This window comes from Paracoccus sp. (in: a-proteobacteria) (assembly GCF_032007265.1).
In the GTDB taxonomy this organism is placed as follows: Bacteria; Pseudomonadota; Alphaproteobacteria; order Rhodobacterales; family Rhodobacteraceae; genus Paracoccus.
In genome coordinates, this window is sequence record NZ_DALZMB010000066.1 from 1 (window position 1) to 23,888 (window position 23,888).

Annotated in this window: 26 protein-coding genes; all 26 read right to left on the reverse strand. The window is 60.5% G+C overall.

All coding sequences use genetic code 11. The features are described from left to right. Positions 1-500: 500 nt before the first annotated feature. Positions 501-860 carry a hypothetical protein gene (locus RTS12_RS13635; RefSeq protein ID WP_312529432.1) on the reverse strand — a complete coding sequence of 120 codons (360 nt, stop codon included), beginning with the start codon at positions 858-860 and terminating at the stop codon, positions 501-503. Positions 861-933: 73 nt separating this feature from the next. Beyond that, positions 934-1,929 carry an SGNH/GDSL hydrolase family protein gene (locus tag RTS12_RS13640; RefSeq protein ID WP_312529434.1) on the reverse strand — a complete coding sequence of 332 codons (996 nt, stop codon included), beginning with the start codon at positions 1,927-1,929 and terminating at the stop codon, positions 934-936. 84 nt (positions 1,930-2,013) lie between these two features. Then, the gene (locus RTS12_RS13645) at positions 2,014-4,206 is read right to left on the reverse strand and encodes a sulfatase-like hydrolase/transferase (RefSeq protein WP_312529436.1); all 2,193 of its coding nucleotides are present in this window, start codon (positions 4,204-4,206) and stop codon (positions 2,014-2,016) included. Between the two features lie 2 nt (positions 4,207-4,208). Continuing rightward, positions 4,209-4,994, reverse strand: a complete 786-nt coding sequence (locus RTS12_RS13650; RefSeq protein WP_312529438.1) for a hypothetical protein — start codon at positions 4,992-4,994, stop codon at positions 4,209-4,211. Positions 4,995-5,005: 11 nt separating this feature from the next. Further along, positions 5,006-6,811 (reverse strand): hypothetical protein, encoded by a 1,806-nt coding sequence (locus RTS12_RS13655; RefSeq protein ID WP_312529439.1) that lies wholly within the window; start codon positions 6,809-6,811, stop codon positions 5,006-5,008. Beyond that, on the reverse strand, positions 6,808-7,446 hold the full coding sequence (locus RTS12_RS13660) for a hypothetical protein (protein WP_312529441.1): 639 nt from the start codon (positions 7,444-7,446) through the stop codon (positions 6,808-6,810). The genes RTS12_RS13655 and RTS12_RS13660 overlap by 4 nt, the downstream gene beginning before the upstream one ends. 16 nt (positions 7,447-7,462) lie before the next feature. Next, the gene (locus RTS12_RS13665; protein WP_312529443.1) at positions 7,463-9,562 is read right to left on the reverse strand and encodes a hypothetical protein; all 2,100 of its coding nucleotides are present in this window, start codon (positions 9,560-9,562) and stop codon (positions 7,463-7,465) included. Beyond that, complete coding sequence (locus tag RTS12_RS13670; protein WP_312529446.1) at positions 9,552-9,971, reverse strand: DUF6950 family protein; 420 nt, start codon at positions 9,969-9,971, stop codon at positions 9,552-9,554. Before RTS12_RS13670 ends, RTS12_RS13665 begins: the two co-directional genes overlap by 11 nt. Next, a complete protein-coding gene (locus RTS12_RS13675; protein ID WP_312529448.1) occupies positions 9,968-10,537 on the reverse strand; it encodes a hypothetical protein in 570 nt (189 codons plus the stop codon). Before RTS12_RS13675 ends, RTS12_RS13670 begins: the two co-directional genes overlap by 4 nt. Next, complete coding sequence (locus RTS12_RS13680) at positions 10,534-11,181, reverse strand: hypothetical protein (RefSeq protein WP_312529450.1); 648 nt, start codon at positions 11,179-11,181, stop codon at positions 10,534-10,536. The genes RTS12_RS13675 and RTS12_RS13680 overlap by 4 nt, the downstream gene beginning before the upstream one ends. A gap of 2 nt (positions 11,182-11,183) precedes the next feature. Then, the gene (locus RTS12_RS13685; RefSeq protein ID WP_312529451.1) at positions 11,184-13,514 is read right to left on the reverse strand and encodes a hypothetical protein; all 2,331 of its coding nucleotides are present in this window, start codon (positions 13,512-13,514) and stop codon (positions 11,184-11,186) included. Between the two features lie 36 nt (positions 13,515-13,550). Beyond that, on the reverse strand, positions 13,551-13,808 hold the full coding sequence (locus tag RTS12_RS13690; RefSeq protein ID WP_312529453.1) for a hypothetical protein: 258 nt from the start codon (positions 13,806-13,808) through the stop codon (positions 13,551-13,553). 26 nt (positions 13,809-13,834) lie between these two features. After that, positions 13,835-14,185, reverse strand: a complete 351-nt coding sequence (locus RTS12_RS13695; protein ID WP_312529455.1) for a hypothetical protein — start codon at positions 14,183-14,185, stop codon at positions 13,835-13,837. Between the two features lie 2 nt (positions 14,186-14,187). Beyond that, on the reverse strand, positions 14,188-14,664 hold the full coding sequence (locus RTS12_RS13700) for a phage tail tube protein (RefSeq protein ID WP_312529456.1): 477 nt from the start codon (positions 14,662-14,664) through the stop codon (positions 14,188-14,190). Beyond that, positions 14,657-15,046 (reverse strand): DUF3168 domain-containing protein, encoded by a 390-nt coding sequence (locus RTS12_RS13705; protein ID WP_312529458.1) that lies wholly within the window; start codon positions 15,044-15,046, stop codon positions 14,657-14,659. The genes RTS12_RS13700 and RTS12_RS13705 overlap by 8 nt, the downstream gene beginning before the upstream one ends. Positions 15,047-15,049: 3 nt before the next feature. Next, complete coding sequence (locus tag RTS12_RS13710) at positions 15,050-15,565, reverse strand: HK97-gp10 family putative phage morphogenesis protein (RefSeq protein ID WP_312529460.1); 516 nt, start codon at positions 15,563-15,565, stop codon at positions 15,050-15,052. A gap of 28 nt (positions 15,566-15,593) precedes the next feature. Beyond that, the gene (locus RTS12_RS13715) at positions 15,594-15,935 is read right to left on the reverse strand and encodes a head-tail adaptor protein (protein ID WP_312529462.1); all 342 of its coding nucleotides are present in this window, start codon (positions 15,933-15,935) and stop codon (positions 15,594-15,596) included. After that, positions 15,935-16,474: a hypothetical protein gene (locus tag RTS12_RS13720; RefSeq protein ID WP_312529464.1), complete on the reverse strand. Its 540-nt coding sequence runs from the start codon at positions 16,472-16,474 to the stop codon at positions 15,935-15,937. The genes RTS12_RS13715 and RTS12_RS13720 overlap by 1 nt, the downstream gene beginning before the upstream one ends. A gap of 2 nt (positions 16,475-16,476) precedes the next feature. After that, the gene (locus tag RTS12_RS13725; protein ID WP_312529465.1) at positions 16,477-16,659 is read right to left on the reverse strand and encodes a hypothetical protein; all 183 of its coding nucleotides are present in this window, start codon (positions 16,657-16,659) and stop codon (positions 16,477-16,479) included. 48 nt (positions 16,660-16,707) lie between these two features. Continuing rightward, positions 16,708-17,973, reverse strand: coding sequence for a phage major capsid protein (locus RTS12_RS13730; RefSeq protein WP_312529466.1), 1,266 nt, complete (start codon positions 17,971-17,973; stop codon positions 16,708-16,710). Positions 17,974-18,067: 94 nt separating this feature from the next. Then, the gene (locus tag RTS12_RS13735) at positions 18,068-18,673 is read right to left on the reverse strand and encodes an HK97 family phage prohead protease (RefSeq protein WP_312529468.1); all 606 of its coding nucleotides are present in this window, start codon (positions 18,671-18,673) and stop codon (positions 18,068-18,070) included. Next, complete coding sequence (locus RTS12_RS13740) at positions 18,657-19,958, reverse strand: phage portal protein (RefSeq protein WP_312529470.1); 1,302 nt, start codon at positions 19,956-19,958, stop codon at positions 18,657-18,659. Before RTS12_RS13740 ends, RTS12_RS13735 begins: the two co-directional genes overlap by 17 nt. Beyond that, positions 19,955-21,721: a terminase TerL endonuclease subunit gene (locus tag RTS12_RS13745; protein ID WP_312529472.1), complete on the reverse strand. Its 1,767-nt coding sequence runs from the start codon at positions 21,719-21,721 to the stop codon at positions 19,955-19,957. Before RTS12_RS13745 ends, RTS12_RS13740 begins: the two co-directional genes overlap by 4 nt. Continuing rightward, the gene (locus RTS12_RS13750) at positions 21,714-22,175 is read right to left on the reverse strand and encodes a hypothetical protein (protein WP_312529473.1); all 462 of its coding nucleotides are present in this window, start codon (positions 22,173-22,175) and stop codon (positions 21,714-21,716) included. The genes RTS12_RS13745 and RTS12_RS13750 overlap by 8 nt, the downstream gene beginning before the upstream one ends. A 127-nt stretch (positions 22,176-22,302) precedes the next feature. Continuing rightward, complete coding sequence (locus RTS12_RS13755) at positions 22,303-23,184, reverse strand: HNH endonuclease (RefSeq protein ID WP_312529475.1); 882 nt, start codon at positions 23,182-23,184, stop codon at positions 22,303-22,305. A gap of 99 nt (positions 23,185-23,283) precedes the next feature. Further along, the coding region (locus RTS12_RS13760; protein ID WP_312529477.1) for a hypothetical protein at positions 23,284-23,888 on the reverse strand (605 nt) is incomplete at its 5' end.

Genomic DNA, 23,888 nt, shown 5'->3' on the forward strand with positions numbered 1-23,888 from the left:
ATTCGCTGCGCCCGTCCGTGACGCGCACAGCACCTTGCGATCGAGCGTTATGCCCGATCACCAAAGCAATCTTGCCCATGGTCTCTCCTTGAAATGAAAAACCCCGCACGATGGCGGGGTGATGTGGTAAAATGGGGGACGGCTCGCGCCTTCTGATGAAGGATCCGTCGCAGGCCGGCGGCCCCTGTCTGGTTGCGCAAGATCACGGCGGGGGCCAGTCAGAGCATAGAATGACTGAGCGTTTCGCCCAATTATTGGAGCAGTCTTGCCAATAGGCCTCCTCAGAAATGAAATAACCGCACGACGGCCAAACTGTGTGGTACGCTTTAATTGGCCTGAGTCGTCTCCGTTGGGACGACGCGGCTACCGGCCCCGTCAACATGCGCAAAGTTATCTACGGGGTCGGTCAGCGCATCATCATCCAAGCCACGACGACACATCCCGCCATAATCACGCGCACCAAGCAGGCGCGCAATGGGCAGCTAACTTCTGGTCTTGGGTCACGGATTATCACGGGGCAACCTCCCCCCTCTGATGCGATGCAGAAGCACCTCGAATATGGCCGCGCCAAGCGAGCCGGTCAGATAGGCGGCCGTCCCTCCCGCTGCCCATTCAGGGGCGTTGAGCGTGCCGGGTGGCAAGCCGAGCCAGTGGCCGACCAGCGGCGCAGCAAGCCCCCCGAGGCCAGCCGCGATGGCGGCCCCAATGGCAATGTGCCGGATGGCCTCCAGCGCCGTGACCTTGATCACCAGCGCATTCGTCGCCCCACCCAAGCCGCCCCAGAGCGCGGCACCCAGCACAGGAATCGCGACGATGGCCGCCTTGATCGAGGCCCAGATCGGTATCGGATCGTCTGTCATTGCGCCTCCTGCGCATGAAAAAGCCCGCCAGAGGCGGGCCGGTGTTAGATGTCAGCCTTAAATCTGCAAAAAATCAGCATGCCTCCTCGGTCAACATCGCTACGATCCCACGAGCCAAACCTGCATCATCGTCGCTTAATTCGTAATCTTTGAACTTGATGATCGTCCCTTCGTCAGCAGGGATATCATACACGCCCTTGCCCCCAAAGTTTGCTCGCATGAGAACCATCGTTTGATGGGCAAATCTGTTTTGCATAGACATAGCAACCTTAACGGGTGCATCGGCAGGAAGCGTCTTGATCTCAACCGCGCATTTACCTGCGGAAGGACTTACGAAAGTAATGCATGATATGATGGTGCCCTCTTGGGTGTTCGGAACGAACTCAACAGGACCGTCTCGCAGGTCATGATAATCGTAAGATATGATGCTATTCGTAAAGTTGCGCCGCGCACTTCCCGAAAAATCAGTCCTAATCTGCGGCGCAAAGCCGTCGCGGACATATATGCCGAAGATCTCACGAGGAAGTCGCAGACCACGCAGCGCCTCTTGAGCAATCCGCGATGCTATGAGTTTGACGATTTTGCCATCTCTCCGGTAATGGCTCGGGTCGCTATAGAACTTAGGGTCAAGAAACTTCGTGTTGAACAGAGCCCGCAGATCATTCGGAATATCGATGAGGTCGATACCGTATGCAGAGCAAAGATGATGAATCTTTGCGCGATACGCGGATGGTCTCACAGCGTTATCAGACGGCTTATTTGCCAAAATAATGGGCAACACCCTGCAACCCTTGGCCTGACAGTGTCGAATGACATATTCAAGATTGCGCAGGAACCATGAGTCCGGGCGAGAATTCAGAGAAAATGCGTCATTGAGCGCATATTCCCAGATGACGATGTCATCCTTTCTCAGATCATCGAAGGAAAGGAGGCGAAACAAGCCCATCGCAGAGTTCGTGTCTCCGATCCCGAGGTTCACAACCGTAGCACCGGGCAGGTAAGCATCGATATATGCAAGGTAGCCGCCCTTCATGAGCGTGTTGGAACCACCGACTGCCACAAACCGCATTTTAATACCTCGAGTGAAATGCCTTGCGGAAGTGGCTATACTGACGGCGTCACCGCCGCCAGCCATAACAGGTTCGGTTGCGCTTTAAGCCAGCGCCGCCCCTGTGATCTTGGGTCGAACATAGCCGTCCGAATGCCCCTCGAAAAACAGGCGCTCCATGCCCACCCTTGCAACGGTTCCGCCGGGGACGGTCTCGACTATAACCGCCCCAAGCGGAGCCCACCGCGACAGGTCGATCACATCATTGGCCCCGAGTCCGTAGATCGTAGACATCTGCCCTGTGCGATAGGCGTGGAAGGTATTGACGCCCGTGTTGCCAGTCGCGCGATCCACACCACCATCGAGGTGGAACACGTCGTTCCCCGCGCCGCCGTTCATGATATCGTTCCCCGGTCCGCCGAACAGCGTGTCATTGCCGTCGCCACCTGACAGGCTGTCGTCACCATCATCACCATACAGGCGATCATTGCCGGTGCCGCCGATAATGGTGTCATTACCAGTCCCGCCATAGCCGATACTGCCATTGGCATTACCAAGGGTGATGTGATCATCACCTTCATCACCGTAAACAATCGTTTTGCCCTGCGCGGCTGAGAACCGATCATTGCCAGGGCCGAGGTAGACGGTGATATCCGTATTCCAGCCGGCCGCATTGATCGTGTTGTCCTCGTCGTTGGCGTGAAGCGTGTATTTCCTCACGGGATTGGTGGTGCCCATGATGCGATAGTCTTTGACATGAGCAGGCATCCGCATGATCTCATTTTCGACCATCCCATTGCGGTACTGCATATTGCTCCATGGGTTACGACCCTTTTCATGCAGGTTGGACAGCGCGACGATCGAGGTTGCAACCGGCACCTCGGTAGGGATCGTTCCGAGATAAGATTGCAGATGCGACGGGCGCGACACGTCAATTGCCTGTTCAACAATCAGCATGCCCCAGTCATAGGCCGTGGCAATCGCCAGATCGCGCTTGGCAGCAAAGTCGGGATCGCTGCCCCAAAGGTTGGTAAAGCCCCAAGGATCATTGCCAGCATCGTACATCTCAGCGGAGCCATCGCTATAGAGCGTGATCCGTTTGAGATCCTGATCGATCATGGAAATCGAACCGTACCAGAAGGTCGGCACGGGGGCATGAGTAGCCGAAGGGTCGCCCTCAATGAACGGGCGCAGGCTGACCCCGCGATGGTCCACGGGCTTTGCCACACCAGCATAGTCCAAAATGGTTGCGCCAAGGTCGAGATGGCTAACTGGCGTCGTGACGAGCTGGGGTGTCTGACCAGGGATGCGGATCACCATCGGGGCGCGTGTCGCCTGTTCGTACAAGGTAAACTTGCCGTGCTGATTATGGTCGATGAGATGGAAGCCATGATCGGAATAGAAGGTGACAATGGTGTTGTCAGCAAAGGGACTGGCGGCCAGGGCTGCCAAGAGGCGACCGAGCATTGCGTCCATGAACAGCGCCCCTGCCGCATAATTGCGGATGGTCTGGCGCACCAAAAGCCAATCCGCCGCCGTCCATTGCGTCGGATCAGGATTGGTCTTGATGATTTCCGTGCTGAACTGGCGCACGTAATCTTTGGCAAACTGGCTGACATCCCAGATTTTCACCCACTCGCTTTCAACCCCGATGCTTTCGAGCGGCACCATGTTGAAATACTTGATCGGCGCTTCCTTGGGGTCATGGGGCCGATAGAAACCGACGCCACAAAACCACGGCTTTGCGCCCGAATAGCTGTTCAAAAATCCGATAGCGCGGGACGCACATTTATAATCGTAAAACTCCGGTTCATAGGAGTCTGGCCAGCTCGCAGAAGACGCCCCCTCGCCCTTATAGCCGCCCATATCCGTTGCAGCGGCTGGATCAGGCCAGGTTTGGTGGAAGGTGTAGCGATCATCGTCCCAAAGAACGTCGTAAACCCATTGCGGCTCTGGCGGCGGATACGGACCGCCACCGTGGAAGATCTTGCCCTGCGTGACCATGTGATAGCCCGCCTCACGCAAGCGGTAGATCCAGAGATGCTCTGGCCGGACGATATCTTTCCAGCCTGCCTGAAAATCAAAGCTCTTTGTGGCGGCGGGACTTAGGCCCGTCATCATCGCCGTCCGCGCCGGTTCGCAGATCGGTACCGCGCAATAGGCGCGCTGGAAGTCTGTGCCCGACCCCATGAGGGCTTCAAGGTTGGGCAGGCTGAAACCAGCGATCAGCGGCTTGAGCATGCCATGGAGATGGCAGAGGTCATCCACAGCCACGAATAAGATATTTGGCTTAGGCATAATCAGACCCCCACACCATAGGACTTCGCGGCATAGCCATTGATCTCTGCCAACAGCTCAGGCTGCGCAAACACGTCACCATCGATGTTCCAGAGATCCATTACGGGACCAAGGCCAGCATCCGGTGGAGATGCGCGCAGGATATTGAGGTAAAAGTTGGCGGCAATGCGGGTTTCTGGGCTGCTCAACGTCAAGGGTAGTGAGACATCTGCTACCGTGAGGCCGCCGTTGATCGTCGCCTTGAAGACCAGCGGCCCTCCTGCGAGCACGGCACTAAGGTCCAGATAGAGCCCGTAAACAAAGGGCACGCCAACAGGTGCGCGCGGACTGTTCGGGATGGCATAAGCATTGTTCTGCCCTGGCCCATATACGGCTAGGGTTTGGTTTGGTCCGGTCCCGATCGGGGCAGGACGAATGCGAAAATCGCTTGTGAGATTATTCCCGCCGAAGCTCAGCCCCCAGGGCTCATAGCCAATCGCATCAATGCGCTGGATCGACACCATGGAAAACTTCAGCGATGCGGGCGCCGGGATGCGCCCTTCGATATATGGCGTCGTAGTTTCGCCGTTGCCGCGTGGGAAGTTGAACCCATACGCGTCTTCCGTCACCAGCGCGCCGACCGCCTTCAGGCCGATACTGCCTTTGCGTGGGCGCAGGGTCAGGCCATTGAAGGCTTCGCGGTTGAGCGTCCACCAGTCTTTGACCGAGGTGAAGCGTCCAATATTGAACGAGGCCTGCGGAATGTCGCTGGGGACCGGCAGGATTTTGGGAATGGTGATGAGAGCCATGTGGCAGATCCTTATGCAGCGAAAACGGGGACGCGGTTGGAGAGGGCATAGCGGTAGAGATCGCCGCCATGCCGTGAGGGTTGGGTCCAGCCATCGGTGATGGAGCCGCGATTGGCGGCATAGCCGTCGCCGGGGTCGCCGGTCTGGCCATAGGCATAATCCAGATGCAGATCCGTGCCGGTCGGCGCGGTGGACAATGTGATGGTGGCCAGTAGACCGGCTATGGTGACGCTAGAGATGCTGGCGGCATCTCCGCGCAGGGCGAAGCCGTGATTGGCCGGGTCGCGCAGATCAAGACTGTTGGTCAGGCTGGAGAAGCGCGCGGTAATGGTGCTGCCACTGATCGTGGCGCTTTCTAGCGATGGGGGATACCAGCGTTGCCCCGACAGCACGGTGGTGGCTGCGAGATTTTGCAACTCTGCAATCTTCAGCGCCGCCTCTGGCGTGTGCAGGCCAAGCATGCCGGGCACCAAGGCGAACGGATAGCGCGGGGTGGCGCAGACCATGCGCAGCGACCAATGCTCCCAGTGCAGGCGACCCTCGGCCAGTGCCACATTGCTGATGCCGTTGGCGCGATCGCCAAAGCTCTGCGTGATCACGACCACGGGCAGCGCGCCTTGCCCCGCCTCGGTGCCGAGTTCCATCGCGAGATCCTGCCCCACACCGGCATAATGCAGATCGGCGGCACGCTGAGAGATTGTCCGGTCCCCCTCCAGCAACGACAGGTGGATGCGGTCGATATAGAGCGATTTACCGAATGCAGCGGCGCTGGCCTTGGCGGCTGCGACCTTGGCCTTGATCGAGGCGCGAAAACTCGATCCCGGCAGCGCATCGGCTTCCACCGTCGAACCAATAGGCTCCGACAGAGCAAAGACCGAATAGAGCGGCTTGTGGGCAGCATCCGACGCCATCAGGAACTCAACCGCCGCGCGTTGTGCATCGAGGCCGTCGTCAGCGGCCAGAAGATCTGCGCCGAGAGCATGCCAGGGGTAGTCGTTGCCGGGCGTCTGCACATAGGTCGTGCCACCACCAAAGCTAATGATGCCAAGCGCCGGATCGGGCGTCTGGGCAATCGCGCGGGCCTGATCGTTGATCACACGCTGCTCAAAGCCGATCATGCGCGTAGGCCATTTGGCCGCGTCCATGTAGCGGATGACCTCGCCAGACTGGATCGCCATATAGGGCTGCACGCCCGTGACCGGATCGACGAATTCGACGCTCGACCGCGGCTGCGGGCCCTCACCGCCCTGGTCGATCCACCAGGGCCTTCCAGTTGCACGGTCAAAGCCCATGAATGGGGTGCCTGCCAGATCATCACCCACGACATAGATATCGTCGCCAGGATAGACGCGGGCATCGATATCCCAGCCATAAAGCCAAGCCTTCCCGGCCTCATACGGCAGGCCGAGAACCGGGACGCCATTGGCCGCGTCTATCAATGCCGCCATCTCATCGCCGGGATAGCGTGGCATCGCGCCCGCGCTGAGATCGAGGCCGAACGGAAACCAGCCGCGCCCATCGGGTGCAATCCCCGCGATCAGGCGGCGCACCACATCCACCGCCAGACCTTGGATGCCGGACGGCTCATCGCCCGGATAGCGCGTGGCGCCGAGATCCGCCGCAGTTGGCCGGACAGCATCGCCATTGGCGCGCGCCTCAGTTTCGGCAGCCATTGCAACAAGACGCGCGTCAGCCTCAGCGGATATTGCCGCCTCACGCGCCTCGATCTCTGCCCCTAGCTCTCCCGGAGACACCCCGCCGGTTGGCAGCGTTCCGCCTGTAAAAAACAGCGCCTTGCTATTGTCGTAAACGCTCACGGGGTGATCTCCTGATCCACGATGATCTGGCCGGTGATGGTGCGCAGGACGCGCGCCCCGGTCGAAAACTTGATGTCGATGTGATGGGCGCCGAGGGGCAACTGCGCTGTCAGACCGGCCGACATGGCCAGTTCGACCGCGCCCGAGGTCGCGGGGGCGATCTTGCTCACGGTAAGGTTGCGCCGCTGGCCGTCCGGACCGAGCAGGGCCGAGCTGATGGTGACGCCCGCATGGCTGATCGGGCGATTGTTGCGATCAAGCCAGATGAACGGCAGGTTCAGCGTATCACCGCGCTTGATGCGCACGGCGCTGGCTGCATCGGTCGGGATACTGACGGCCGCCAAGGAGATGAGCGTGCCCGTCGCTTCAGCCGAGACCACGATATCCGGCAGAGGCGAGACAAGAACCCGATTGTGCGCCGCAGAAAAGTATTCAACCGAGACGGCATAGGGAAAGCCCTCGGCCTCGCCCTGCAGCGCAACCGAGATCGCGCCCGCCGTAATCGGCACCGCGATCGGTGCGGGCACAACCACGGATCCAGCCAAGCGAGCGCGGCGCGCGGTAAAAATCACCCGCCCATGCTGAGGATTGGACCCGTCCGGCAAAAGGACGGGACCGCTAATGGTCGTTGGCATGATTGCTCCTGAAAGGTCAGATCACCGCAGCGCTGAGAGGCCCGCTGCGCGGCCCGGCTCTGCCAGATGGGTTGATGGGTTCGGCCCAGTACCAATAGGTTCCCGCAGCCAGACCGGTATCGGTCCAGCTCTCATCGATATTGGCTGAGCCATATTCGGTGTGGACAACCATGGCGTCGGCAAAGACGGCCGAGGGCCCGCGATAGATGCGGGCGGCGTTGTATTTCGGGCTGTTTGGCGTCCCGAAGCTGATTAGTGCCTGGCCGGATCCGCCCGTAACGTCAAAGCCGATCAGGGCCGGAGGCACAGCGGTGTCGGCAATGGCCTGCACCGTGAGGGGCAAAGACCAGTCCGAATACTTTCCCGACCTGCCGTTGCGGATCTGCCATTCGTAAAATTCGCCGTCCAGAAGCCCGGATTGCTGATGGCGCGCCGATCCTTTTGGCACATCCACGACCTGCCATTGCTCAGAGCCTGCCACCGAGAAGCGCAGCTGCTGCGTATAGCTGCCGTCATCGGCAACCCAAGTGGCGATCAGGGTGGCCGCGCCCGAGGTTGACGGGCCCGCGACCACGTTGAACCCATCCACGGGATCGATCACCGCATCGCTATCGAGCTTGCTATAGACCGGACGCGACGGAAATTCGTCAGCACCGACGAGCCAGTCACCCGGCTCGGTCGAGGCACCCTCGAAGGACCAGGTCATCCAGCTCTCACCCAAGGCCAGCTTTTTGATCTGGACCGCGAAACTGATGCCGCTGGCTGGATCATCAAAGCGCACGAAACGCTTGCCGCGTAGCTCAATGCCGACAAATTTCAGGGTGCCGCTGATCTGGTAGCGGGCATTGTCCGAGGCTTCCGCCAGCTTGGCGATCGCGATGGCCTGGTGATGAGACGAGATCAGCGGGGCCTTGATCTCCTTTCGCGCGCGCCCGTCGCGCCGATTCCACGTCCCTGACGGGGTTTCGCGAAAGTCATTGGCGGGCTCGATGTAGCGGGTGACATATTGTGCCGCCGCATCGATGTCTTTCGTTTCGGTCAGGGTGTAGGTCAGGAAGTCTGCGGGCGTCAGGGTCAGCTCGGGCTCCATCCAGCGACCCGCGAAGAAACCAACCTTGCCACTATCCGTCTCATAAAACATGCCAGCTGCAGCGGTCAGAAACTGCGCGCGCACATCGGCATCGGTCATGTCGGAGGTGAACAGACCATCCGCGCGCCAGCGGGGCCGGGTCGAGCCTTCGCCATTGGGCACCTGCTGGTCGCAGACATCGGCCTCGAGCGCGACCAGATCCCAATCGACGCTGACGCCCTGATAGTTGTTCAGCTCATGCGCAAAGCACAAAGCCCAATTTCGGGTATAACCGCGCGTGCCGGTGCGCGGATCATAGATATTATCATTGCCCTCAACCACGGGCGCGATGACCGGCTTGCCGTTCGGATAGATCTCGTTGAAGTTCTCATCCTCGAGGCGTTTGGCGCGCGCCACGACATAAGCGAGCCCAGCCATATCATGCTGCGCCGTCCATTCCGGGACTGAGGACACCAACAGCGCATCCGCCGCCTGATCCATCGTACCGCGATGAAACCGCAGCCCAACATCACCTGCAGGGTCATAAGGCTTTTGCACGACAAAATCATTGGCGTTGAGCGTGACCGCGCGATCATCGACATACCATTGCAGCAAGCCCTTAATGCGGTGCGCGGCCAGGATCACCGTATAGACCCGATACTCGCGCTTGCGACCCTTGCCCGGGAAATCGGGCACGCGGGTGAACTTGGTCATGCCAATCGGCCCGCCGGTGCGCACCACCCCATAGAGACGCGTCATATAACTGACCGGCTGTTGCGGGTTGTAATTGGTCGCCGGGAAGTCCGGTTGCTTGACCGGCATGAGCATCTGATAGGCGATCCCCACGAGCGTGGCGACACCGACGGTCACCGCCATAGCGGCAAAGCCGCCCGCAGCGATCAGACCTGCATTGATCAGCGCTGTAGCTGCCGCCTGCCCTGCCCACATGCCCGCGATCGACACGACCAGACCCGCGATAGGGCCAGCCTCCGAGGGCTGCGCCAGCAGCATCAGGGCAAGCGCGACAAGCGCGATTTTAAGGCGCATAGCCCACCCCCCAGATTCGAAGAACAGCGGGCACCAGGCGCGGGTCATAAAACGTCACCCCGCCCTCATCCTTGCTGGCCCAGCCATGTGAGCCTGCCCAAACCGCGCCAAAATGCTCATATTGCCCAAAGCTCAGGATCGCGATGTCGCCCGGCGCGGCACGCGCCACGACCGACAGCCCCGCCACGCCCTCAAAGCAGCGCGACGTGATCCCCAGCGGCTCGCGCAAAAACCCGGTCTCGCGCTGACAAGAGCTGCGATCGTGATAGGTCATGCGGACATCTGCCATCGGGTCGGGCCAGCCCTGCGCAAGGCACCAATCTGCCAGCGAAAGCACGCAATCCATGCGCCCCCATTCCCATGGCGTGATCCGCCATCGGTTCAACTCTGCGTAAAGGGGGCTGATCATCCGAATAACGGCTCATCGTTTTCGACCTCTTGCGGCATGTATTGCAGGCTGGGATTGGCCCGCCCGATCAAAGCTGCATGGTCTTGGGTGTTATAGATCAGGCGCGGCTGGTGGTTGCCGGTCGCGCCTATGCTTTCGTATGTGAGCGTGATCGAACGCTGCGACGGTCCATCGACCCGAAACGACAGGCATGTTTGAAGGCGGGTTGCGAGGAGCACGGGCGGCTCAACCGGCGCGCCGACCTCGGAGAGGTCATGGAACGGCTGCGCGTAGAAGCGCACCGGGCGATCATAAATGTAGGCAAGCCCCAGCTGCTTCATCTTCGCGACCACATCCGGCCCATCAGGATCTTGCAGATAGGTAAAGGTCAGACTGCCGCTCGGCGCGCTGTCATTCATCAGCACTTCGATCTCCGGCACATTGAGCAAGGTCGAGCCGAGCCAAACCCGCTTGTTCACATCGACAAAGCGCCCATCCATCCCGAGGATGAACCGAAACACGCCCTCGCTGGTGTTGATCTCAGCCAGGCGCAGGATGCCGATGACCTCGGCGCGGGGCTCGATCATGGTCGCGTGATCCATTCTGCAAAGGAAAGCTCCGGGGTGGACAATCCATCCACCCCAAAAGCGGGATTGCCCATCAGGTCATCGGTCGCGCGAAAGAGACCATGGGCGCAGAGATTGACGACCGCCCCGGCCGCCGCCGCGCGCCGCAGGGGCATTTCGATGGTCAGGCGCCAATTGCTCCCCGCCCGCACCCGGCCGACGACGATATAGGGCCAATCGGCGATCGAGATGAAACTGCCCTCGCGCGCGGGATAGAATGGTTCCGTCACCGTGATCTGGACGGCCCCGGCAGCGGCATTGCTCGCCAGGACCGCCGTGGGGCCATCGCCATAATCGCCGTGCAGGGGCTGACCGAGGCTGTCGCTTTGACCATAAGGGGTGGGCACACCGTCGCGCTCGAGGAAAGGCACGCGGTAGACATTGACCCGCCCGCGTGCCCGCGCCCGTGTCGCCCGCCAGAGGCGCAGCGCCTCGCCCTCGAGGACGAGCTGCGGCGAACCAATCCACCTCGGGAAGGGCGAGGCAAAGATCTGCTCTCCACCATCCACGCCCTCACCCGCCGATTGCGAGCGCCAATCGATCTGCCAATCGCAATTGAGCACCCGCATGACGCCATGCGGGATCGTGATGACAGTATTGACCATAGTCAGGGTATCCTTCGCCTTTGCTGATCCGCAATGATATTGGGCATGACTTTTTGCTGGGCACGGGCCGAAACCCCATCCCAGATCCGTGAGCGCTGATCGACATATTGCGTCACATTGCCATTGCGCGGGTCGATACCGACCCGAACATCCACGACCTGAGGTTCGGCACGGGCGCGATCGACAAGGCGCTTGGACAAGTCATGCGGCAAGACATCCGCGCCAGACGGCAAGGACACGATTTCGCCGCCGCGCTCGTTGATCCGCGCCATCCCGCCCCGGAAGTTTTTAACCCCCGTTGCAAAAGCAGGCACAGCCGGAAGCCCGGCTCCACGCAGCGCGCCGGCCAGCACATCACCGCGACCCCGGATCAGGTTGCCGAGGCCGCTCAGGGAAAACCCACCCCCGCCGCCGAAGCTGGCGAAAGCGTTGTCCCACATCGCCGCTGCCTTCATCTCCAAGAGCTTGGTGATGATATTGGTCAGCGCATCCTTGATGCTCATGGCCCCCGACGCGACACTTTTGAATGTGTCTTTCATCGTGTCGCGCCAGTCCTTGGCCCGCTCATTGGCGGTTTCCATGGTTTTATTCTGCCGGGTCAGAGCCGCAATTTGCTGGCCTGTGGCGCTGGTGGCCGAGACCTGCGCCTCACGAATGTTTTCCCAGACCGCCACTTCAGTGTCGGAAAGGCCGAACGTGCCTTTCAGCTTCTCGTTTTCCTCGCGCAGACGCTTCATGACTTCTTGCAGCGGGGTCAGCTTTTCGGCTGCGGCTTTTGCAGATTTTCCAGCCTTATCAGCAGCACCCGCAACACCGCCGCCACCGCCCCCTCCACCAAGGCTTGTCGCCGCCTCATCTGCACTTTCTGCGACCGCAGCATTCAACGCCGCCAAAGATTCAAGCGGTGCCGTCGCCCCTTGCCACGCCGCGGTCATCCGCCCCGAGGCAGCCTCAGCCGCATCGGAAGCCTCAGAAGCGCCCCGGCTGAGACCGGCGATAGCATCTTGAAACGGCTCTTCCTCACTGAGCGCGGTGCCCAAAACCGCGTTCATCCCGCGTGCGATCGATGAAATGAACCAGGCGAAATTCGCCAGCATGTCATGAAGTCCGCCCAGAAAAACGCTCTTCATGGTTTGGACACCCGCCGAGACCGCAGCGGGAACGATATCGAAGGCCATCCCGATCCGGTCGAAGATCTCGACCGCGACATCCTTCAGCAGACGGAAAGCCTTGCCGACCCCACCCACCTTGCTGATCAGATCGATCAGCTTGCCAATAAGATATCCGGCCCCAACGACCAGAACCCCGATCCCGGTTGCGAGGATCGCCGCGCGCAGGAAACCGAATGCGACCGAGAGGCCTTTGACCGCGACGCTGGCCAGCGCCGCCGCGCGAGACTGCGCCCCAAGCGCCATCTCCAGCGCTATCGACTGGGCAACAAAGGCGACCATCGCCCGAACTGACGACACGCCAATCGCCACCGCGTATTTCGTGGTGAAGGCCAAGGCGACAACGATGACGACGCCCGCCAATGTGCGCAGAGCTTCCGAAATCGTGGCAGCATGCTGGTGAAAGAAAGTCGCAGCTGCCGTCACCGCAGCCGCCAGAACCTTGATCACCGGGACCGCTTGGGCCCCGATTGTGTTTTTCATGCCCTCGACCGCCATCCGCATATCGGAGATTGCGGTCTTCCCTTCTTTCAGCGAGGCCAACATGGGCCCGCTCATGATTGCCCCCATGCGTTGAGCGCGATCACCATATTCCTTCATCAGCGACCCGCCGTCCTTCAGGAGCGGCAAGAGGAGCGTACTGTCAGAGGCCATTGCCTCCATGTAGAAGGTAAAATCCTGCTGGTTGACGTTGGCCTTTTGCAGCGAGGACACATAGAGCTGCAAGGCATCTGCGCCCGAGAGGTTGCGGAACTGCTGTGCGGTGACCCCGACTTTGGGGCCGATTTTTTCGAAGAAATCCTTCATCGGTCCGCCGCCGGTCTGGACGAAATCCCCAACCCGGTCATTCACATCCTTGAGGATATCCGCGAGCTTTTCTTGCTCGATCCCGACCGATTTCGCGCCAGCACCCCAGCGCTGAAACTGATCGGGCAAGGTGTTTGCGACCTGCGAAAGCCGCTCGATCTCGGCGCCTGCCTGCACTGCGCCCACGCCCATGGCAGTCATGGCTGTCCCCATGGACGCCACCAGACCAGCCGCAATCTTTCCTGCTGATGCGGCAAAGCGCGACAACTTGCTGCTGGACTGACCAAGCCCACGCGAGAACTGGGCGCTATCCAGCCCCAGATTGACGCGCAGCGCGCCGATAACCGATGCGACCATGCTCCATCCCCAAACCTAAGAAAAAGGCCGGACCCGCTACGGCCCGGCACGTCGGGCCAAGGCCCGGTCGATCTTGTCCCACTCTGCGTGGAACTGTTGTGCGCGCTCAGCCGGGTCGGGCTTTTCGCCGATGAACTGCTCGAGCGTCGGCGACTTTTCGAGATAGGGCAGCATCGCCCCCATCCAGACCAGCTCGCGCGCCCGCTTTTCGCGCAGCGCAGCGCCGTCCAGTTCAAGGAAAAGCAACCGAGGGGTCAGATCCCAGAAGCGCGCCGGGTCAAGCCCGGCCAGCATATAAGCCTGATGGGCGGCCCCGATATCTAGCGCCGTTTTTTCGGGGCCGTGGCCTTTCCCGCAGGCACGGCCTCAACGTCCGGGCTGCTGCCATTCATCAACAAATTGAAGGCTCCCTCATTTCCAGCGATCAGGTCATCGACAAGCCAGCGATCTGCCTCATCAGGATGGTAGCGCTGCAAGGCTCCGAGGAATGTATCCTGCACGATCTTCAGCGGCGGCATCCAATTGGGCGGCGCACCTTCCGGCGGCTCCAATCGCTCGAGGAAATCGGCCCCGTGCTGATCCTGCAGATCGGCCAGAACGCTCATGCCGAGAAACAGACGATAATTTTTGCCGCCTGCTTTGAGGACAACTTCACCACGAATGCTTGCCATGATCAGGGCCCTACCGGCGGAAGGGGCCGCGGATCAGGCGTCACCCGGTTAAAGATTTTGAAGGCCACCGAGACCGGGCGCTTTTCGCCCACAGGAGCCTGCGGCGTGTAGGCATTGACATAACCGCGATAGGTGCGGCGGATGCCAGCGACGACAAACTCGATCAGAACCATTTCTTCGGTCCCAGCCTCAGAGAGCCCCGCGAGTTCATCGAGCAGCAGATCGCCCTCATCCTCGGCCCAAAGCTGTTTATCGAGCGAATAATCAGCCGCAGCCATCAGGCCCGGTTTGGTCTCACGCGAGCGCCCCGGTGATTGCTGATGGGTCATATCCAGATCTTCGGGAGCCCGCTCCGGCATGGGCAGGTTTTCGATGCCGTAGATCTGGGTGAAGGTGGGCTCGCCACCGCCCGAGGCAAAACGGCCAACGTAGAGCTGGTCATCCCAGCTGACATCGGCCTGCGAATAGCGTTCAGCCATGTTCGCGTCTCCAATTCGTGATGAAATCCATGGAAATCCAATAGGGGCGATCCACCGCCTGCTGGTCCTTATTGCTGCGCTGCTGCGCCAAGGTGATGAGCCTGAAGCCGCCACCCTGATAGCCGCGCAAGATCCCCTGCACGGCGCGGGCGGCAGCCATCGCCCCGCCAAAGGTCAGATCGTAAACATCGACCTGCACCCGACCCTGCCAGAGGCCATCCGGCCCTTGCTGGGTCAGCCCATCCACACTGTCGATGAGATGCAGCGCGATAGCGGGCGGGCGGGCCCCCTGAGGCACCTCGCCCCAATTGATCTTCTCTGCCGCCACGATCGCGGTCAGCGCTGCCGAGCCTTGCAGCAGCGCACGAAACTCTTCTTCCACCGCTTAAGCCTCCCAACCATTGCGCTTGGCCTGCCGCTTGGCCGCCTTCTCTATCTCCTTCATCAGAAGGGGGCCGAGGCGGGCCACGGTGGGTCGCGCCTCGGCATCAAAGGCCGGGCGCATGAAGGGCTGTGGGGCCGTGCCGGGATGCTTGGCTCCCTTGAACACCCCACCGACAATGTGCGGCGCTGTGCCGAATTCAACGAGGTGGCCATGCCGCCCCCCTGCCCCTTTTTTATAGGAAGGCCCGACAAACAGCTCGATCGAGGACCGCTCATCTTCCGTAAGTTTGCGTTGCCTGCTCTTCTGGCTCTTGTTCAAAAGACCGCCGATGATGATTGAATCGCGCAGATCCCCATCATCAACAGGGGCAATCGACTTTGCCAAATCGCGCATTGGCTCAGCAGCCTTGCGCAGAGATTTGCGCAGGACGGATTTACCGACCGATTTGGAAAGGTTGTCGAGCGCCTTTTCCAGTTCAGCCAAGCCCTGCACATGCATTCGGGTCGTATTCGCCATCAATCCACCCTCGCTTGAAACACGCAAATCATTCATGGACCTCCGAGGCTGTGATCTCGAAGCCGACATGACGGCCAAGCTCCTTGATCCCGACAATGCCGTAGGTCCGCCCCTCGCAAACGAGCCGGTCTTTATGCGTGATTTGAGCCGTGAAAGGCGAATGCCGGACGGTAAACCGCGCGACAGCCTCGACCCCTACAACTCCCGCAGCATATCGCTCTGCATCCCGGACCACCTGAAGACCAGCCCGCAGCGGACTTCCCAGAGCAGAAAAAGGACCGGGCCGAGACTGAAAGCCGTCGTCCACATCTTCAGCTCGCATGAACTGGACGCGCCACTGCCGCCCGCCCGGCCTGACATCTGCGCCCATCACCAAGCCCCCCTGCGGTGGTTGCTCAGAAGACTATCGACTGTTGTCCAGATCGGTTGCACGGCGTTTTCGCGCACATCATCCCAACCGCCGATCAGCAAGAGCATGGCGTTGCTCACATCCTTCGGACAGCGCCCACCGAAACTGCCCGTCACGCTAATGCGCGATCCCTGCTGGATCTGCGGCCATGCCATGCCTGGCCGTAAATCAATGCGAGGTTCGAGCCCGTCCGCGCGCAGAATGAACACCTCTTCGCCCAGGCTCTGCGCCTCTCCAGCGCCATCGACATAAGCAATCGCCGTGATCGAGGCGGCGGGCGCGGCGGGCAACCGCGCAAAATCTGCAAAGCTGTCGCAAGCCCACTCCATGGAATGCGCGGCAAACGACTGATTACAATAGGCCTCGACATGCGCACGCGCCGCGGAAACCTGCAAATCGTGATCCGCAGGATCCTCATCCGGGTTCAGCCGCAACTGGCGAGACACCTCGGCGGGAGTGACCGCCTCCTCCGTCACCTCATCGGAAACCGCATACCACATGATCAGGCCTTCGCGCGCTTTTCAGGGGCGCGCTTCTTGGTGGCGGTTTCAGGCTCTGCATCGACCGCGACAGCAAAACCCGCCTCGATCAGCCGAATAGCCTCAGGCTGAGGGAACTCGCGCTCATCGCCGGGTGCGAGGTTATAATCCGGCCCGCTCAGGCCGGTCAGCATCTTAAGCTTCATCTTGCCCTCCAAAGAATAAAGGCGGGGCCGAAACCCCGCCTTGATGACTTAGGCAGCGGTGATCAGATGCTTGACAGCAGCAGTATCACCGAGCTCACCGTCAAAGCGGATCAGACCCGCCATGCCGAGATCCGGCCAGAAGCGCTCGCGCAGAACGCCGATTACTGGAGTGCCCACCTTGCGGACAAAATACTTGCCGAAATCGCCGAAGATCATCGGTTTCGAGGCAGCGGTAAGGCCGTCCATCGCCTGGTTGATGCTGTAGCGATAGCCCAGCAAGGTGCCAGGGATACCGTTCTGGATATCGCCGCCGGTCCAGATATAGCGCCCTTCACCGTCCTTCAGCTTGCGGATCGCCGCCAGTGTCAGATCATTGAACATGAAGCGCGCTTTGGGCGACTGGCGATAAGCCGGGTTCACCGAATGGATCAGATCAATGATCTCATCGACCGTGATGGCAGCGGCTGCGGCGGTGGTCTTGCCCAGGGACGATGCGGTCACGATACCATTGGGATCACCAACGCCGTCACCGATAGTCAGCTCACGGTTGGCAATGCGTCCGAGGCGTTCCCCCAGCAGCTCCCCCAACAGGCTTTCGAAGTTGAAGATGCTGTCCTGCCCCAGTTCCATCGACCAGCGCACGAATTCGGTATCGTAGACATAGGCGTCGAGCGACTTTTGCCCGAAGGTGACATCCTTGCCGCCATCATCGGTCAGGGCGGCACCTTCGGTATGCTTTTCTGCCGTCACCGCCGTGTCATCCACCGTCGGGATTTTCACCGGATTGCCCGATGCCGTGATCATGGTGGTGGTGATCGCCTCATCATACATCGGGCCCCAAGCCGACATGGACTTGATGATCTGGTTGGCCAGCTCGGTCGGAACCGTGAAGCCGCCCGCCGTAGTGGTGCCGGTGTTTTGCGCCCGCATCTCTTGGGCGCCGGCCTTCAACACCGAGCGCTCTTCGGCGCTGAGTTCGTTCACATCAGCGCCACGGGTGACATATTTGTGGAAGACCTCACGGTATTCCAGCTTGTCGCCGTCATCCTGGCCACGGCCTTCACCTCCGGAAATCGGGCGCTGGCGCGAGCGCTGCTCTTCCTCCGCATCCGCCGCGCGCTTTTCAGCGTCAGCCATGCGCTGCTCGCGCTTGATCTGGCCTTCAACCTTGTCGAAATCAGCCATGATCGTGTCATGGCGCTGATCCAGCTCGGCCGCACGGCTTTCGTCGGTATTCTTGGTGATTTCATCCAGCGCCGAGCGGGCCTCGGTCACCAATTTATTGCGCTTTTCGATCAGGTCTTTGAGAGCCATCTGGGCCTCCTATGCAAATATCACGCAGAAAAATCCGCCTGAAGCGGGTAAAAGGCAGGTGCGCGCTGCCCACTCCGGGAAAGCCCGGGTCAGTTCAGAGGATGCCGCGGAAACGCGACTCAGCATTGGCGCGGCGTGCCGAGATCCGGCACTCCGCTGCGGTGAAGTTTTTGGCTCGGCGCTCTTTGCGGGCCGCGTCCAACGACCGCATGGCGATCGAGGTGCCGTCATAAGCAGGTTCAGACACGATACTGACCTCGCGCAGCTCGACCTCATGGATCGTGCGTTTGGGCGTGTCGCCGGTTTCATCCCATTCTTCGCGGGTAACTCGGAAGCCAAAGGACATGCCGCGAATATCGCCGCGCTCGATCAGCGTGCGCACATCACGGCCATCCGACGTATCGGGCAGATCAATTTCAACCGCGAGGCCTCGGGCATCCTCGGATAGACGCAGGGTGCCGCTCGTCGAACGACCAAGGATGCGGCCCCGGTCATGGTCAAAGTAAGCCAGGACATCGGCGACCTGCAGCGTCTTGGTGAATGCGCCCCGTGCCAGAACCTCATCGAAATAGCCACCGATGCTGGTAACTTCACCAAAGACCGCAGCATAGCCGCCGACGGTCATCTTGCCATCAGCATCCGCACGGCGCTCCACCGGCAGGATGATGGATCGTTTTTCGTCCTCAGGTTTCGTCGACATCATCATCTCCATCATCCGCAGCAGGCGGGGCGTCATCCTCGGGCGGCGTGGCATCATCGTTCGGAGGCGCGCCCACTGCGGCGGTCCCCAGAACCACCGTTGCACCTTGCACCAGCAGCTCATCAGCTGCCGGATTGCTGTGGCGCGGCCTGTTCTCCAAGGCGCGCGCCTCGTTCGGTGTAATCTGCCCGGTCTGGATCCCGCGCGCGATGCCCTCGATCCGGGTCTTGAAATCGCCGCGCATCAAGCCCGAAAGGTTGTGCTCGATAAAGCGACCGCCCACAGACCGCGCGGAGTTGCGCCCGAACAGCTTCAAATTGGCCTCGCCTTCGAAGGCCTTCACCCATTGGCTCAGCAGATGCTTTATCAAGCTGAGATCCTGCTGCTCGACATTGGCGAAGGTGCCCTTACTCAAGTCCTGCAAGAAGACAGGCGGCAACTGCCATGCTCGAGAAATCTCCTGGATCTGAAACAGGCGGGCCTCTGTCATCTGGCCCTTGGCCGGATCGAAACCGACCGGCTTCAATTCGTGCCCAGGCGGAATTGGGAACACCGGCTTTTGCGATGACTTGGCCGCGTCAATCGCGCGGGTCATGTCGCCCATGGCCCGCTTCAGGCCGTCAGCCCCTTGCGGCAGCGGCCCCGATAGCGCCAGCGGCGGGACACCGCCACCAGCAAAGAAATTGCTGCCGTAATCGTTCATGGCCAGCGCGAGCTGGATGGCCTTTCGCGCCTTGTTGATCGGGCCATCATGCCCGATCATGTCTTCCTTGAGCATGAAAGGCACATCGATCACATCGGCGGCGGGGTATTTCTTACCCTCGAAAGTATAGACCAGCCGCATGTTGACGCGCTTGACGCTGACCTTGCGCGGATCCATCGGCCAGATCCCGACAACCTCTTCGCCCTTGCGCTCGATCCACGCGAGACCGCGCCCGCCGGTGAACACCTGCTGCCAGAAATACTGGCGCATTTTAAAGCTATCCATCTCCTCATTGGGAAATTCGCCGACGGTCAGCGCGGTTTCTCCGGTCAGGCGCTCTGACCCATCCGCCGTCCTTCGGAATGCATGCAGCGGGATCGCTGCCAGCGTCCGTGACAGGAACGTCACCGCACAAAGCACCGCCGGAACGGTCAGCGCATTGGCGATTGTGACGTGAGGCAGCGCCGCGCTCTCTACCCCGAAGAACGACAGGATATTTTCGGAGCTGATCGCTACCGTCGGGCTCTCTACCGACGCCGCCCGCGTTTCACGGCGCCGCACTTCCAAGCCAAAAAGGTTCATGTGCCCACCAAACTGAAATCAGGATCATCCCAAGGGGAGACCACAACCTCTTCCTCATCCGGATATTCAATCGCCCAGAGCGCGTTGATCAGCGCGACCACGCCATCGATCTTGTCCTCAGGATTGGCCCGGGTCGGGAAGATGTAATCGCCGCCCACCACTTTCTTTTGCAGAACGTTCCCGGCCATCCATTCCAGCACAGGATCGCCGTCGGTGATGAGACGCCCGTCATCAACCGCAGAAATCAGCCGGTTGAAGGGTTCGTTCATATTGCGCGCCTTGGTCTGCAATTCGACGCAGGTCAGACCCTTCGCCTCGAATGTCGCCACCATCTGGTGAGCGAACTGCGGGTCATAAATGACCTGTTGGATATTGAGGTTGAGCAGCGGAAACTCGAACTCATCCGAACCCTCTCCGACCAGGGACAAAACATAGGCCTGAACCATGTTCAGATCGAGCTCGCCCGCTTCAGGGGTGGTCAGGATCTTCCCCTGTTCCGCCCAAGCCAACAGCTGCTCATTACCGGGAGCCTCAAGCACCGCCCGGTTCAGGAAATGCCTGGCAAAAGCGTAGAGTTTGCGCCCCCGCAAAAACACCACCACCACATCTGCAAAGTCCTGCCGCGTGGCGAGATCGATGCCGACATAACAAGGCTCGCCCGCGAAATCCGCGATCGAGAGGCTGGGGTCAAAGGCAGCGCGCCATTTGGTCAGATCGAGCGCCGAGGCCCCGACGCTGGTCCAAATGTCGAGGTGCTTGCGCAGAAACTCCCCCATGGCGACGGGCGAAGCGCTGGCTTTCGTCCATTGCCGCTGCATGTATTCCAGACCCTTCGCGCGCCCGAGGCCCGGGTTGGCCTTCGCCCAGGTCACCGGATCGCCCGGATCATCGCCTTCGTCCGCCTCATAGATCAGGCCAAAGTATTCCTCATCGACCTGCGTGCGGTTGAGGATGCGGGTGAGATAGGTCCGCTGCTCATAGCAAACCCCCGCCGTATTGCTGCCTGCGGTGGTGATCGCGATCAGCAAGGGCTGTTCGCGCGCACCGAGGGCCGAATCCATCGAATCCCAGACATCGCGGTTCTGGTGCTCGTGCAGCTCATCCACGATCGCGCAATGCGGGTTCTTGCCGTCCTGCGATTTGGTCTGGGCCGCGACCGGGCGAAACACGGCGGCTTCGTCCGGCGTTTTGATCCGGTGCTGCTCGACGGTGAGGCCAAGCGCCTCGACTGCGGGCTTTCCATCGACCTGTGCGCGCAGGATCATGTTGCGGGCAGATTCGAAAACGATGCGCGCCTGATCGCTGTTGCTGGCGGCCGAATAAACTTCGGCCCCCGGCTCACCATCCACGATCAGAAAATAGAGCCCCATCGCAGAGAGCAGCGTGGACTTGCCCTGTTTGCGCGGCACCTCGACATAGGCCGTTTTGAAACGGCGCATGCCGGTCTCAGCATGAAGCCAACCCGCGATATTGGCGATCAGAAAGCACTGCCAGTCATCCAGCCTTACCAGCTCACGCTGCGCGGCCCACCGACCCTTGATGTGCGGCATGGCCTCGATGAACGCGGCCATATGCTCGGCAGCGTCGGGATCGAAGACATAGGGAAACTCGGGCCTGCACTGGCGATCGAGATCATCAAGGAAGCGCTGGCAGGCCTGAATGACCTTCCTGCAGGACGGCATCCCGCCCGACACAACCAAGTCAGCATAGGCCACCGCACGATCGCTACAGGACAGCAGCAATGACAAGGATCCATCAGCCACCGATTGCCCTCCGACGCGGGATGAAAGGCGTCACGGCGCTGGCTGGCTCGGCGCGCACGGCCACCGGCGCGGCGTTGCCGCCATCAGTCAGCACATCCATGAAGGAGGTCTGGGCAGAGCCGAGGCTTTCCTTGCGCGACGCGGGTGTGAAAAACAGCTCTCGTTCCAGCGGCGTGAGGAGCTTGTCCAGATAAGCAAGCTGCTGCGCTTTTGGCGAACCAAAGCCTTTCTCGTCCTCATCGGCATCTGTTTCCAGATCGAAGTTGAGATCGTCCCACTTCACGCGGCGCACAACATAGCGCTGGACCTGAAGCCAGACCGCTTCATCGAACATTCCGTCGCGCAACAGCACGGCCACGAGCGCGCGGACAAGTTCCATATGGCGTTCGGTGAAATAATCCGGGACCGGCGGTAGCCGATCAAGAATGTCATCGATCTTCAATGTCTTAACCATGCTAACTACCCCCCCCCTTTCAAAATGGTGCGCGCGAGAATTTGACTACCCCCGCCGGTCCGGGGTCGATCGACTAAAATTTAGACCCCTCCCCCTCCCCGCAGGGATCAAGAGGACGCCCGGTGGCTCATCGCTCCCACCGCCTGACCAGATCGATCAGCGCTTTCGATGTCTCAGCCCGCGCTGGGTCAAAGCGGATGCGGTCAATGCAGATGGCGGCGGTTACATCGAGAACCTTGAGCTCAGCCTTTGGCCCGAGAGCCTCAAGCCACATCGCGCGCTCAGCCTTGCTTGGCGCGGTGACGACCAGCCAAGCCCTGCCTGCTACATCATCGGCAAGCGATCTGATCATCAGATCCCAATAAGCCATCGCCTTTCGGAATATTGCCTTGCGCTGATCGTAGCGTGTGCCGCCGACGCGAAGCTTGATCTCATCCAGGTCGATGACTTTGTCCCCCGGCCTCGCGCGATCCCGGACCCACGTCGTCTTGCCCGAGGCAGGAGGGCCGCAAACAATCGTGACCGGAATGGCTGATGGCCGGACACCGCGCGGGATGCTGTAACCCCATTGCTGGGGAATGATCAGTCGACCATCTGGACCAATCGACGGCTCGGCCTCAAGCCGCAAAGCAGCCTGAGCCGCTGCACCTTCCCGCGCGGTCTTTGCCGCATGACAGGACCGGCACAAGGATTGCAGGTTGTCGAGGTCATCCGTGCCACCTTTGGACTTGGGCAGGATATGGTCAACACTATGAGCCGGAACTGGCCTGCCGCCGAGAAGACACTGAACGCAGAGGCGCTTGTCACGCTCAAGCGCGAGAAGGCGCAACTGATCCCAGGCCGAGCCGTAGCCGCGATCATGGCGGCTGCCAGCTTGCCCGTACCAACCGCCTGACGGCTTCCTTGCTTTGGTCTGGGCCTCATCGTCGACCTGATGTCTTTTGCACCGCGCCGTCCCGACGGCAACAATCGCCCGACATCCCGGGACCGCACAGGGCTTGCTGGGCATAATCGAACCAATGCTGTGATGAAATGCAAAGTGCCCGCGATGATCTCTCATCCGGGCACAGGAGTGGTAACGGCAACTAATCAAGGGGGGCTCATTTTGTCAACGCAAATTCTTCGCTTCATGCCAAGGTGCCAACGCGGGCAGATCATCGACAATGGAAACACCATCAAGACCAGCATCGTAAGAAACCTCCACCATCAGATGCAGCAGGGCACCATACCAAGCGAGATAGTTGCGCCGCTTGGCGGCAATCTGAGCCGCACTTGGCACCAGCATCACAGGACAGGCCAAAACCTCAACCTCGCGCATACCGCGACGAGAACTGACACGCTCGAGGCCGACAACCCGAGTTGCTGCATAAGGGCCGTGTTGATTTTGCCCTGCCCAGCTTTGTGGAACATAATGCTGCCGCTCATCCTGCCCCCAGTCCGGGCAACTGCGCGCGCGTGCCAACTCTGCAACCTGCATGGCCATGGCGCGCCCTCCAACGCTTGTCGGCAAAGCTTCGACAGCCGCCGCGATGATCTGTGCATCAGGATGCGGATCACTGGCTCCACCACCATCGACCCTACAGCCCAACTCACGCTGCTTTTGCAAACGCCACACGCTATCAGCCGCAGGCCGTTCAAATTCTTTTGCCCCAAACTGGTCAAAATCCAGCTGCGCGCATTCCGTGGCGAAGGCCCATTCAAGCGCTTGCTGGA

What these genes read in the sequence shown, in the direction of transcription:
- RTS12_RS13720 (WP_312529464.1), bottom strand. Translation starts at nt 16,474, where the DNA reads ATGTGGTATGCGGTTTCCGATGAGGTGACGGAGGAGGCGGTCACTCCC.
- RTS12_RS13725 (WP_312529465.1), bottom strand. Translation starts at nt 16,659, where the DNA reads ATGAAGCTTAAGATGCTGACCGGCCTGAGCGGGCCGGATTATAACCTC.
- RTS12_RS13645 (WP_312529436.1), bottom strand. Translation starts at nt 4,206, where the DNA reads ATGCCTAAGCCAAATATCTTATTCGTGGCTGTGGATGACCTCTGCCAT.
- RTS12_RS13715 (WP_312529462.1), bottom strand. Translation starts at nt 15,935, where the DNA reads ATGGGCGCAGATGTCAGGCCGGGCGGGCGGCAGTGGCGCGTCCAGTTC.
- RTS12_RS13665 (WP_312529443.1), bottom strand. Translation starts at nt 9,562, where the DNA reads ATGCGCCTTAAAATCGCGCTTGTCGCGCTTGCCCTGATGCTGCTGGCG.
- RTS12_RS13680 (WP_312529450.1), bottom strand. Translation starts at nt 11,181, where the DNA reads ATGGTCAATACTGTCATCACGATCCCGCATGGCGTCATGCGGGTGCTC.
- RTS12_RS13690 (WP_312529453.1), bottom strand. Translation starts at nt 13,808, where the DNA reads ATGCTGGCCGGGCTTGACCCGGCGCGCTTCTGGGATCTGACCCCTCGG.
- RTS12_RS13695 (WP_312529455.1), bottom strand. Translation starts at nt 14,185, where the DNA reads ATGGCAAGCATTCGTGGTGAAGTTGTCCTCAAAGCAGGCGGCAAAAAT.
- RTS12_RS13640 (WP_312529434.1), bottom strand. Translation starts at nt 1,929, where the DNA reads ATGCGGTTTGTGGCAGTCGGTGGTTCCAACACGCTCATGAAGGGCGGC.
- RTS12_RS13685 (WP_312529451.1), bottom strand. Translation starts at nt 13,514, where the DNA reads ATGGTCGCATCGGTTATCGGCGCGCTGCGCGTCAATCTGGGGCTGGAT.
- RTS12_RS13750 (WP_312529473.1), bottom strand. Translation starts at nt 22,175, where the DNA reads ATGGTTAAGACATTGAAGATCGATGACATTCTTGATCGGCTACCGCCG.
- RTS12_RS13710 (WP_312529460.1), bottom strand. Translation starts at nt 15,565, where the DNA reads ATGGCGAATACGACCCGAATGCATGTGCAGGGCTTGGCTGAACTGGAA.
- RTS12_RS13635 (WP_312529432.1), bottom strand. Translation starts at nt 860, where the DNA reads ATGACAGACGATCCGATACCGATCTGGGCCTCGATCAAGGCGGCCATC.
- RTS12_RS13730 (WP_312529466.1), bottom strand. Translation starts at nt 17,973, where the DNA reads ATGGCTCTCAAAGACCTGATCGAAAAGCGCAATAAATTGGTGACCGAG.
- RTS12_RS13660 (WP_312529441.1), bottom strand. Translation starts at nt 7,446, where the DNA reads ATGCCAACGACCATTAGCGGTCCCGTCCTTTTGCCGGACGGGTCCAAT.
- RTS12_RS13740 (WP_312529470.1), bottom strand. Translation starts at nt 19,958, where the DNA reads ATGAACCTTTTTGGCTTGGAAGTGCGGCGCCGTGAAACGCGGGCGGCG.
- RTS12_RS13650 (WP_312529438.1), bottom strand. Translation starts at nt 4,994, where the DNA reads ATGGCTCTCATCACCATTCCCAAAATCCTGCCGGTCCCCAGCGACATT.
- RTS12_RS13675 (WP_312529448.1), bottom strand. Translation starts at nt 10,537, where the DNA reads ATGATCGAGCCCCGCGCCGAGGTCATCGGCATCCTGCGCCTGGCTGAG.
- RTS12_RS13670 (WP_312529446.1), bottom strand. Translation starts at nt 9,971, where the DNA reads ATGATCAGCCCCCTTTACGCAGAGTTGAACCGATGGCGGATCACGCCA.
- RTS12_RS13755 (WP_312529475.1), bottom strand. Translation starts at nt 23,184, where the DNA reads ATGCCCAGCAAGCCCTGTGCGGTCCCGGGATGTCGGGCGATTGTTGCC.
- RTS12_RS13735 (WP_312529468.1), bottom strand. Translation starts at nt 18,673, where the DNA reads ATGTCGACGAAACCTGAGGACGAAAAACGATCCATCATCCTGCCGGTG.
- RTS12_RS13700 (WP_312529456.1), bottom strand. Translation starts at nt 14,664, where the DNA reads ATGGCTGAACGCTATTCGCAGGCCGATGTCAGCTGGGATGACCAGCTC.